This is a genomic window from Mesorhizobium sp. M7D.F.Ca.US.004.01.2.1 (assembly GCF_003997785.1).
GTDB classification, from domain to species: Bacteria; Pseudomonadota; Alphaproteobacteria; order Rhizobiales; family Rhizobiaceae; genus Mesorhizobium; species Mesorhizobium loti.
In genome coordinates, this window is record NZ_RZRQ01000193.1 from 1 (window position 1) to 11538 (window position 11538).

7 protein-coding genes and 1 pseudogene are annotated in these 11538 nt (G+C 60.3%); 4 read left to right on the plus strand and 4 right to left on the minus strand.

The window, feature by feature from the left end:
- Positions 1-1201 precede the first annotated feature (1201 nt).
- A complete protein-coding gene (locus EN993_RS22985; RefSeq protein ID WP_127264905.1) occupies positions 1202-1387 on the plus strand; it encodes a hypothetical protein in 186 nt (61 codons plus the stop codon).
- A gap of 376 nt (positions 1388-1763) precedes the next feature.
- Complete coding sequence (locus EN993_RS22990) at positions 1764-2450, plus strand: Crp/Fnr family transcriptional regulator (protein ID WP_109661476.1); 687 nt, start codon at positions 1764-1766, stop codon at positions 2448-2450.
- A gap of 22 nt (positions 2451-2472) precedes the next feature.
- On the opposite strand, the gene EN993_RS22995 is transcribed toward EN993_RS22990, so the two are convergent.
- The 4 genes from EN993_RS22995 to EN993_RS23010 all read right to left on the minus strand — a co-directional run bounded on the left by EN993_RS22995 (position 2473) and on the right by EN993_RS23010 (position 9957).
- Positions 2473-6705 carry a cytochrome P450 gene (locus EN993_RS22995; protein ID WP_127264906.1) on the minus strand — a complete coding sequence of 1411 codons (4233 nt, stop codon included), beginning with the start codon at positions 6703-6705 and terminating at the stop codon, positions 2473-2475.
- A gap of 140 nt (positions 6706-6845) precedes the next feature.
- Positions 6846-8618 (minus strand): adenylate/guanylate cyclase domain-containing protein, encoded by a 1773-nt coding sequence (locus tag EN993_RS23000; protein ID WP_109661472.1) that lies wholly within the window; start codon positions 8616-8618, stop codon positions 6846-6848.
- A gap of 352 nt (positions 8619-8970) precedes the next feature.
- Positions 8971-9342 carry a metalloregulator ArsR/SmtB family transcription factor gene (locus tag EN993_RS23005; protein WP_109661470.1) on the minus strand — a complete coding sequence of 124 codons (372 nt, stop codon included), beginning with the start codon at positions 9340-9342 and terminating at the stop codon, positions 8971-8973.
- 222 nt (positions 9343-9564) lie between these two features.
- The gene (locus EN993_RS23010) at positions 9565-9957 is read right to left on the minus strand and encodes a hypothetical protein (RefSeq protein WP_245468939.1); all 393 of its coding nucleotides are present in this window, start codon (positions 9955-9957) and stop codon (positions 9565-9567) included.
- Between the two features lie 346 nt (positions 9958-10303).
- Here EN993_RS23010 and EN993_RS23015 point away from each other — a divergent pair, with 346 nt between their 5' ends.
- Both EN993_RS23015 and EN993_RS38460 read left to right on the plus strand, forming a co-directional pair.
- A complete protein-coding gene (locus tag EN993_RS23015; protein ID WP_245463085.1) occupies positions 10304-10810 on the plus strand; it encodes a transglutaminase-like cysteine peptidase in 507 nt (168 codons plus the stop codon).
- 616 nt (positions 10811-11426) lie between these two features.
- Positions 11427-11538 (plus strand): annotated as a pseudogene (locus tag EN993_RS38460) (sulfate transporter subunit); the annotation flags it as partial.

Sequence of the window (11538 nt, forward strand, 5' to 3'; positions counted from 1 at the left end):
GCCTGACAGGCGCCGGCCATCGCGCGGCGAAAACGAGTTACATATTGCTAGCTGGTCGGATCGGAGGCGACGGTCGATGCGTAGTTGCTTGCCGCGGTTGAACGGTATATCGGCCGAAGTTGCGCGGATCGGTTTGGTGGTGGCCCATAGGGTATTGGCAGAGCTCGTCAGCAGTTTCGCTGATATCTTTGCTACGAGGTCTCGCACCCCCATGGGCACTCCCCCGGGACGGCAGATCCAGTCATGCCTTCGAATCCACGATGCGGGCTTCTGCTTCGAGGCCATCTCGCCTCTTGGCAGCGAAGGCCAAGCCGCTCTCGACTCGGGCACGCTTGGGCCCCGGCGCCTCACCCATAGCGCCCGACGCCCTCACCTGGTGTGGAGGCCGCCAGAGGCGTTTTGGCGAAGATAGTGGTGTGGACGCGGTTAGCCGCTCGCGCATCAGTGGCCAGATGGCTGCCAAGCAGCCCGACGTCGCAGTGAGTACACCTTTTTGGAGTATCCCTTCATGCCGATGCACTCTGGCTCTTGCATTAGAGAGAGCGCATATTTCGAGCTAGCCAGCATAGCTCTCCTCTAGCTAGACTGGTCAGGCCCAGCGGTCGCCGATGCAAACGTCCCCCTACGACCCTAACCGCTGGGCCGCCCAGAGCTTAACGGTCGGCTTAATCTCTTCGATCCGCACCTATCGCCGACATCCTGCGCCAGTGCCACGTCTGGATAGTCGGCACCATGCGCCAGTGCGGCCGCTCCAATTGGGGCGTGGTGCCAGCGCCGCGCCAGCGGCACCGCATCGAAAATCACGCGAGCATCGGGGTTATGGCAAAAGCGCGCGCTTCGGGTTCGCCTGGCCAAGGCATGCCAATTGTTGTCAGAAGCACGGTCCAATACGAAGGACTGGCACCTCAATAAAGAAGCCTGCCGCCTGCAGCATTTTGCTGATTGCAACGTCACGCACGGTCACCTAGCGCGGTTGTCGGCTGGACGCTCGGCCAAAGTCAACCGCCAGATTCTGAACCCTTAGTGTGGCCGGCACGTCTTGAGATGGCCGTTCGAGGTCGCGCCATCTGTCTGCAGCCTCTGTAGCCTGTTTCACAGACCGCGATGAGGTTTCCCGGCAAATGTGTGACCTGGCGGAACCGGCCATCTTCAACCGGTCTGCCGCCAATTTGAAAATGTGTTTTTAACCTGGAGCGAACAGATGCGGATATTGTTTGCCTTCGGCTCGCTTCTTGCCGCTGCGGCTTTCGCTGTTCCGACGATGGCGACCGCCGACGCGTATGTCTTTATCGAGACCATCCCCGGCGCTGTCGTCGACGCCAATTGGGGTTTTGCCCATCACGCTGTGGATGCTCGTGCGTGGTCAGTTGTGGTCAAGCAACACTGAATCATTTTGAATTTTGGCGGAGCCGTTTCAAACAGAGATTTTCGGTTGGTACGGCAGCATTGCGAGTGCAAGGATTTCGATCATGCAATCATTTCCGCCGCTGCCGTCTGCACGCTTTAGGCCTACCTCCAGCCATGCGTGCAGACGGCCTTCCACAAACAAGGCGAGGGAGAGATCATTCGCGGTTGGGTCTTCTCGCATAGCCGTTGGTTGAGCCGATCGGTCGCGATTCAAGCTGGGCGTTGGGGTGGAGGGGATCGGTTTTTCCGGTCCCCTTTCTTTTGACAAGCGGGCAGCGCTCAAAATCACATTAGCTTTGATCGATCACGCCGTTGCCGTACAGTCATCCTGTCACGACAACATCGGGAAAGCCGTCATGCCAACCGCCAGCGCGAATGCCAGACATGATCTGCCGCGCCTGGCGCGGATCGATCCTCGACAGTTTGATCTCCTTTTCACCGGTTGCAAACTCGAACGTTACGCCGCCGGCCAGCATTTGTTCGTCCAGGAAGATGCCGCCGACCGCATCTATGGTGTGATGAGCGGCACGGTGGAGATCTCGATCTATTCGCCTGGCGGCCAGAAGCTGGTGGCCAATATTGAGCTGTCGCGCAGCTTGGTCGGAGAGATCGGAGCACTTGACGGACACCCACGAACGGCCACAGCGATTTGTCTTACTGCATGCGAGCTGGTTTCGCTCAGCCGAACACAACTGTTTGATCGAATTGAGAAAAACCCCTCCCTGGCGCGCGCCATGATCGAACTTTTGTGCGCGCGGCTGCGTTGGGTCAGCGGTGAACTCGGGGATCAGGCCTTTTTCGGCATCGAAGCGAGGCTGGCAAAACGACTGGTCTTTCTGGGCAGCGTGCTGGCCGACGGCGCAGGCTGGATACCGATCTCGCAGTCTGAACTGGGTGAGTTCCTCGGCGCCACGCGCGAATCTGTCAACAAGACGCTCAACGACTGGCGCAACCGGCAGATCATCGCCATCAAGCGCGGCGGCCTGCGCATAGTCGACGCCGGCGCGCTTCGCCATATCGCCGAATCGCAGGACGACGACTGACAGCGGAGGCGCCGGGGGCGAATCAGAGTCGCGAAATCAGAAAGCGTAGTGCCGACCGGCTCGGCATGAAGAAATATCCGCCTCCCCGAGTGGTAACGAATTGAGGGATGCCTTTCAGCACCGTGACCTTTTCCCAGGATGGAATGGTGAACCTGCCGGCACTGTCGCGCGAACCAATCGTCGGGTCTTTTTCGGCAACAAGCCCCTGGAATGAAGTCGACGACACCCAGGTTTGCTGGATGAATTCGTACTGCCGCTCGATATCGGCGTTGAGGCACATGAAGAGCAGCCCCTTTTCGACCTTGCCCTTCTTGTCCTGTTTCTCGTAGCTGCGGCCCACCCGGATGATCCGGTGGCGCTTGCCGATCCTGATCTGCGTTTCACGGTCCTCCCCCAGCGAATCGCGAGGATTCGACCGCCGAACATGGGCGCCCAGCGGGCAACGGTGTCCTTGGGGATCTTCGATGCCGAAGGCAAAATCATTATCGGCACTGCGACCCGGGCGGCCGTCCGGATTGCGCACCAGCGAGGTGCCGTCGGGCCAGCGGCCAAGCATCTTGGCGGCGACCCAGCGCGGGGTAATCGCCGGGTTGTCGGTTTCGCTGGCCGCCTGAATAGCCGCTGCCTTGCAATAGTCGTTGAAGGTGTCGACGTGCTGCTCGAACTGGCGCATGACGAGGAAGGTGCCGTTGCGGCCGAAGTCGCGCGGTGGCGGCGGCAGGCCGGGTATCTGCCGGTTGCGGCGCACCGCCGACAGGATGCCCGTCCGGTCGAGCGACGCCTCGACGGAGGGCGACGCCGGATAGAAACCGTGCTCGTCGCGATAGCCGAACAAGAACTCACCGGGCGCGACAAGATGCATGGGTGCGGCACCGATGTTGGCGCGGGCGGTTCCCCTGACGATCGGTTGCGAGACACCGTCGACGAAACCAAAATGCTCGACCGCGCGTTTGCCGTCGCGCTTTACCGCCAGCGCCAGGTCCGAAACGAGGTTCATGCCTGCGGCCGTCATCTTTCTCTTTGCGGTACCGATCTCCGTCTTCAGCTTCTCCGAACTTTCGGCATAGCAAACCACCACCACGTCAACGGGCTTTTGCGGCGAACCCCACTGCCACTTGTCCGGCACGCTTTCGCCGACATCGTCCAGAATGCGGCTGCGCTCGGGATTGCCCATGCCGTGGCGAAAGGCGACGGGGAATGTGTCCAGCGGCTTGTCGTCGACGCCGCCATCCAGTCCGAGACGGCGAAGACCATCGGGACCGAACGCAACCGTCATCGCCCGCGCCGACGGCACGCCGTCGCCGAAGCTGGTCTGCTCGACGATGAACTCCAGCCAGGCCTTGCGCCTGGCCCTGGAAAGGTTCTCGGGCACGGCGATCGCCAGCATATGGGCATGCCCCAGCGATCCGAACGGGCCGAAGAACAGGGACTGTATCTCGCCGGTTTCTAATTGTTCGAGAGGCAACGGGGTGGACGCAGCGGGGCTGCCGGCCTCTGCCTTCCTTGTTTGCGGGCGCGGCAGGGATCCGAACAGGCTCAACCAGTCACGGGCTTCACTGCTCGTTGCAGAGGCGATGCCAAGCCTGATTCTGGAATTGGCGCGGATGCGCGTCGTGTTGAGACCAGGGTAAGCCGAATACCAGAACAAGGTCGGCACCTGCTGCCGCCGCGCCCAGCGCTTGAAACGGTCGCCGTCGCGCGCGCCATCGAGGAAGAGCCAGCGCGTGCGCGGATAACCTTCGGTGTTGCTCCATACGCCGGTCAGGCCGGCAGCGGCCTTGGCGATGAAATCCTCGAGATAGCTCTCCCAGCTACCACCATAGTTGGAGAGGAACATCAGCCTGTTGGTGCCGGGCAACAGCACCCAGCGGGCGAAGTGGATGGTGTTGATGGTGGCAAGGAACCCTGGCTTGAAGACCTTCTGTGCCGAGATCGAGATCAGGTAGAACGACAGCCTGAGCGCCAGCCTGCGCAACGTTCCAACCTTCATTGTCGAGATCGCCGTCAGATGGTTCTGGGCTTGTCCAGGCTGGTCCTCGTGGGCCAGAATCTTGTCGAGGGCGCCGAGGTCGACCGGCGTGCTGTGCGGGCGATCAATGTCTTCGAGGCGCCGCAAGGCGAGAAAGCACAGGCCGAGGATCAGGGCTGCCAGCGCCAGAATTCCAAGCACAGTCAGCAAAAGCGCCGTGCCGGCTATGACAACGCTGCCGAAAGTGACACCTGGCGGATCGCCGAACACCAGCACGTAGGTCATCCGCCAACAGGCAAGCACCACTGCGGCAACAGTGGCCAGCACGGCCGGCGCCAGCAGCGTGGTCGTTATGGCTTGCCACCATTTTCCGGGCGGCCGTTCGAGCAGGCTTTCGGCAGGCTCGAATGCCCAGTCGAATTTTCCCAGGGATCGGACATGCCGGCGGGCTTCGTCAAGCATGGCGGCCGCCCCGCCATGGGCGGCGCCCGGCTGCTCGACCACGGGCCGAACGGCATCAGCAAGTTCGGCTTCGGCCAGGATGCGCTGCACCGAATGGCCCGGCGTGCCGGAAAAGACCAATCCGGCGTTGCTGCCGAAGGACGGGGATATCTCGACATTGTGCTTGCGCAGGAAATTGTCCAGCGTGTCTTCGTCACGAAGATCACACACGTCCTTGAAGATCGGCCGCAGCCTATGACCGATGGCATGGGTAATGGCGTTGATGACGTCGTCGGTGCTGCCGTCGCCAGATGTCTCCAGAACAAGCGCTCCTTCCCCATCAGCCGAGGCATTGCCCGCCTCGCCAGTTGGGACGACAGCCAAGCTGGCGAAATGGATGGTGCCGGCGGTATTGAGCGCGGCACGGATCTCGTCGCTGGCAGGATTGCCAAATCCGGCGACCTGGCCGCGGATGGCGTCCAGTGACGCCGACCGGGTAATCGGGCATATCACCGTGACCATAGAGTGGGTGACCGTGCGGCAAAGAGCGGGCCGCTCGAAATCGACCTTAAGGCCGTCCGGATACGCGCCGACATGCGTCATCCTGCCGGCTTTGCCGCGCACACGTCGGACATTGTCCTTCTGAAACAGGGCGCGAAGACTCTCGCCAATCTGGATCCTGGCGATTTCGGCGCCAATGCATTGATGAATGCCGTAGCCGAAGACTAGGTAATCGCGATGCGGGCGCGACGTGTCGAAGTGGTTGGGCCTCTGCACCGCCTCAGGATCGAACATCGCCGACAGCGTTGCCGGCATGACCACCGTCCCGGCCTTCACCAGACGCTCGCGGCGCGTGCCCCTGGCGATGGTTGCGTCGCGCACGGTGTAGCGCCAGGGGCCAATCCAGATTGGCTTGAAGCGCATGACTTCCAGAATGGCCTTGTCCAGTCCGCCGGTGTCGTTGCTGGCCAAGGCTGCATCGATAGCCTGCCGCGCATCACTGCGGGACAGGATCACGTCGAGGCAGTTGCTGCCAGCGAGCACATTGGTTGGAACAAAGCCGGCGATCATGCCGAGCATGATCGAATGAATGTCGGTCAGCGACAGGCGATCCTGATCCAGCAGGCGGACCAGCCTTGCCAGCGGCTGCTCATCCTTGGCCCCCTTCTCCCGGATCGCGTCGATGGAGCGGTCGATGATCTTGATCAGCCGGTCGCCGGCCACCACCGCAAGCTGGCGCGTGACCGGGCTCGCCGTTGGATCCGAAAAGAACAGCGCGCTCAACGCCATGGCCCAATCGGCAAACTCGGATTCATCATCGATCTCGAGGCCGAAATAATCGCGGCAGATGCGCACCGGAACGATCTTCATAAGATCCGCGATCGCGTCGAAGCCGGGGCTGGCGCGTGTCATGATGTCTTGTGAATGCTGCGCGGCGATCGGCCTGACCAAGGCCTCGATTTCTGCCGGGGGGAAAGCGCTCAGCACCGACGATTTCATGCGCCGGTAGTCGGCGCCGTCCTGCATGCCGAGAATGAAGTTCGATCCGCGCGCCAGTTCGGTCATCTCCGGCCCGTATGGCGTCTCGAATTCATCCCCGCGCTCCAATATGTCGCGAACGTCGGCGTTCCTGGTCACGAGCAGGAAATTGCCTATGGCGAGATTGGGCCAGAACCGGCGCAGCAGCGCCAGCGCCCAGCGCGGATCATTGAAGAGAAAGCCAGCTATGCGCGACGCGACGCCCTTGGAGCGGAGGCGTCCCAGGTCAAATGGCGGCATTTCAGACAGCGGACGCTGGCTTTTCTGTCCTGCCCGGATGGCATCGAAATACTTTATCCTGATCATGCGCGGTCTGGCCCCCCGGCTGTCCACGTCATTGCGATGCCGGCTACCCAAAGGCCTAGGTTTGCAGCCGTCTCGCGTATGTGAATGTTTTCACAGTTGTCGGTGTTCCGCCACCTCGATTACGCACCGCTCGCTGCATGTCATTTGGCCAGTTCAAAATTGGCGATGAGAAATTCGTTTGCCGCCTTGTCGGCAAACGGTATCCAGCGCACCCTTTGCTCCGAAAAATCCGGATGTCTGGTCATGAGTATAGCCAGTTCCCGCGTGGCCTCCTGCATGCGCCCGCTTCTCGTCAAGGCGCCGATCTTCAGGAACCGGGAATAAAAATAGCCGGGCGACAGATCGAGCGATCGGTCCGCAGTGGAGATCGCGGATGGCCAATCCTCGACGAAGCTGTAAGCGGCGGCCAATTCCCCCAGGTTATGGAACCGATAGAGGTCGAAGGGGCTCAGTCGCTCCGTATCGACAAAGAACGGTATCGCACCAGCGGCATCGCCGAGCAGCAGGCGCGCACTGCCCATCGCCGAGCGCGCAAAGGCGAAGCTTGGATTGATATGAAGCGCTTCATCGAGATGATCGACCGCCGATCCGGGCCGTCCCCTCATGATGTCGATAACGCCGAGATGAGCGTGCGGGCGGGCATCCAGGCTGTCCATCAGCAAGGCCTTGCGCGCATACTGCTGGACCTTGTCCAGATCGTCGCTGTCGCCGAACCGCAGCCAGGCCCGCCAGAAATACCACCATGCCAGTTCGTTCAGCACCGCGCTCGAGTTCGGATCGTCCCGGTAGGCCTTTTCGAAGAACTCCAGTGCGATTTCTGTGTCGCCGCGAGTGCGCCGGTTCATATGCCAGCGTCCGCGCCGCACCAATTGCCATGTTTCCAGACTTTCCCACGGCACTTGGAAGGTCCGCGCCTGTTCGGCCCGGTCGACCTCCTTATCGAGGATCGAAACGATCTCGGCGCCGATCTGGTCGCGCAGACTGAAGATGTCGACCAGGGCCCGGTCGAAGCGCTGCGACCACACCAATCGCCCATTTGAGACGTCGGCAAGCGAGGTGCTCAGACGGATCTGCCCGCCATTGTGCGTCAGCGTGCCGCTGACGATGTAGCGCGCACCAAGAGCGTTGCCTATTACCCGCGTTCCCAAAGTGTCATCGCGAAACTGGAAACTGGAGCTCTTGGCGATCACCGAGAGCCACCTGCTGTTGGAAAGGCCGTAGATGATGTCTTCGGCTATGCCGTCGGCAATGTAACCGACGTCGCGCTCGCCTCCATGGCCCTGGAACGGCAGCACGGCGATCGCGGGCGGACCTTTGGACGACAGCTTCTGGTGACCATTGACGGGAAGCGTGGCCGAGACCAACGACGCCGGTGATGCCCCGCTGCCAATGCGCCCGGCGATCAGAACGCGCACCGGCAGGGCGATGTTCTTCAGCATGAATTCGCCAAGATCGGTGAACTCGGCCGCCGTCTTGTCCTTCACATGGTGCCAGGTCGTTTCCGAGACGGCGAGACCATCGTGCGGCGCGAACTCCTGGATCCTGGCGGCGATGTTGACGTCGTCCCCATAGAGCCGGCCGTCCCGGACGATGACGTCACCGGTGTTGATGCCGGCGCGAAAGGGCATGCGCATGGCTTCGTCGACCGATGAGTTGAGCGCGACAATGCGGCCCTGAAAATCGAACGCCGCGCGCAGCGCCTCGATCGGATTGCCGAATTCGGCCATGATGCTGTCGCCGGCATCGCCGAAGGTGCGGCCGCCAAAGGTACTGCAACTGTCGGCGATGATGTCGCGCCGCTCCTCGAACGCAGCGACGGCCGATTCATCGTCAAGACCCATCAGCCGCGAGAATCCCACGGCATCGATAGACATGATTGTCGCTAGCTGACGGGTGTAGTTCCGTTCAGCCATGTTCGAGCCCCAGTCCCTTTTGCCCCAGCACAGGCGACCACCCGCTCCTGAACCTTCGCCGCGTTGCTGGAAGAGTCTTCCTGGCAGATGCGCCGCGCCGATCTCGCCCTGTCATGTCGTGAACTCTAACAGTGCCTCGGCAAAAGCTCTACCACGATCGACTAACAGATCGCAGACCACCCGCATCGTTGCATGCCTAACCGCCGGTTTGGATCACGCACCAGGCGTCGTGCCGGGAAGCCACGTTGGCACTGCTGACTGACGTTGAAACGGAAAATACGCGCGCCCTATCTGCTGCGTGCGCGCGCTGGCCACGTCATAGGGTACGGGTTCCGGCATCGACGTGACCAACTTATGCGGCGGAGGGCCCGCGACGCTTCTCGGTCCGCGCGACTGCTGCCAGACCCGCGGCCCCGTCGGTTATCTGGGTGATTTTCTGAATGATGCCAAGGTCACAAGAATAATAGATGGTCTGTCGGTGACGCCTGGTGGAGACCAGTTTGTATTTGCGCAGCTTACTCAGATGTTGAGATAGAGCGCTCTTGCTAAGTCCGACTCGCACAGCCAGTTCACCAACCGAGACTTCACCTTCTGTCAAATGGCTCAGAATCAGAAGTCTTCTCTCATTGCCTAGAAGCGACAGAAATGCAGCCACTGGCTGCGCATGGCTAATGAACCTCCCCGGATTCAGGGAGTTCGCCTGTAGAACATTGGCACGATGCATTCGCCTGATGGAAAATTCTTCGCGATTGTGCTGCATTCGACTTGGCCCGTTCGACTTGGCCTGTTGTCCGGCCAAGCGCCAACGCTGGTCCCAGAGCGCGTCGCTTGAACCGGTTGGAACGCGACGCGCCTTACCAAATTGGAATTGGATCGCATCAGTCAGGCGCGAAGCGGATATTACAGGGGCTTCAGCAACATCCGAGCCTAGTCGCCGGATTCAAAACTAGTTGCCGGAGCCGCCCCCGGAGTCGCCACCTCTGCCACCGTTATCACCGCTCTTGCCACCGTTATCACCGCTCTTGCCACCGTTATCACCGCTCTTGCCGCCGTCGTCGCCGCTCTTGCCGCCGTTATCGCCGGTCTTGCCGCCATCGTCGCCGGTCTTGCCGCCATTGTCGCCGCCCTTGCCACCGGGATCGCCGCCACCGCTCGGATCATCTCCACCGCCAGGACCGTTGTTGTCGCCGGAACGTGCAAGCGTGGTCGCAATGAGCGAGGTGGTGATAGGTGGGCATTGCTCGATTTGGTCCGAGGAAAGGATACTCCTGCGATTTATCGCGATACAACACCGCGCATAGTTGGCATCGGTAAGTGGTTGACACTGAGCTGCCGTCAACCGCGGCCTAATACTCTCCTCTGCTTGAGTACAACTCACCCAATTTGCAGTTATAAGCGCAGATGAAATGAGTAAAGCTGAGCGGTACCTGCCCTTCCAAGCCATATATCGCAGCATTTCTTCCTCCAACGGAAACGCACCCGGCCCCAAACCAAAGCGCTATCAACCAATTTCCACAGTTTGGTAACATATTGTTATGTATATTGGCGGAAAATACCTTTTTAAGGATTGATTTACCAATTTCTGCGAGGCTTGTTGGCGACTTGACAACGAAAGGAGATGGTAGGTGATGCGTTTCGCTACGCTTGTTGCCGTAGCTGTGGCGGTAACTGGTTGCAGTGAAACCATGCAGACAACCAAAACCAGCCCTGCGATGGTCACAAAGGGGTATGCATTCCCACCGCCGGCCGCCCGGGTCTTCTGTTCGAGCCACCCAAGCCTCTGCAGCACCAACGGGCAGGTCAAGCTGGTGACGCTGACACCAGCACGCAAGGCCGAACTCGACGCCGTGAACACGTCCGTCAATCGCCGGATCGAGGAGCGTAGCGACCTCGTCACGACAGGCAGTGCCGATGATTGGCGTCTACCGACCAAACAGGGTGATTGCGAGGACATTGCGATCCTGAAAAAGAGCGAGCTCTTGAAGCGCGGGTGGCCTGCTTCCGCCCTGCTTCTGACGGTCGCTTCACTCGGCGGCGAGGGTCACACGGTGCTTACGGTGCGAACCGACAAGGGAGACTTGATCCTGGACAACCGTGGCAGTGTCATCAGGGATTGGTCACGCACTTCATATCGCTACTTTGCCCGACAGTCGCAATCCGCCAACGGGAAGTGGGTGCGGATCAGTTCTTGAGCTTCGGTACAACTTCGGCCCAACCGATGCATATCGACCAATGCGCGGCGGATAACGACGCGCACAAGATGACTTGAGGCCTATCGACGGGATCCATTGCCGTGCGACGCGCTTCAGAGCCCGGATCGGTCTATATGCCCGACCCTCTATACCGGGCGGCTTCCCTCCAGAATGCGAGCGCCATTCCTGGAGAACGTCCTTTCACTTCAAAATCTCGCCCCCGATAGGCTCCTGCCGCAATCCATACTGTCTTTGAACGCTGATAGATCGTGATGCCCCGTGCGCGCGCCCGGGCGCACAGGTCCGCGTCATTCTGAGACATTTTTCCAGCCCCGTTGCTCAACCCTCCAAAAACGATTGTAATGAGGAAGTTCTTCCCACAAAAAAGTCCGCAGCCGGCGCATGGCCTTCGTGGAGTTCGTCAGACCTTGTGCACCGGGCTGCTTCCATCACACGCCAGCGGACACCCCCACATCGCGTGCGGCATGACTTTTGGCAGGTCTCAGGCAAGATTCTCCTTTTGGATTATCTGACGCGGCACGTCTGCCCTTTCGGATGAATGCATTTCTTTTCTATATATTTGATAGAATTAAGTCCGCTATCAACGGAGGCAGAAATGACCAAACCTCATTTCAGGAAACTGCTCGGCGCACTGGTCGCCACATCTGTTCTATCAGGCACGCTCGGTTTCGCGTTTGCCGATACCACCATCCTCAACGTGTCCTACG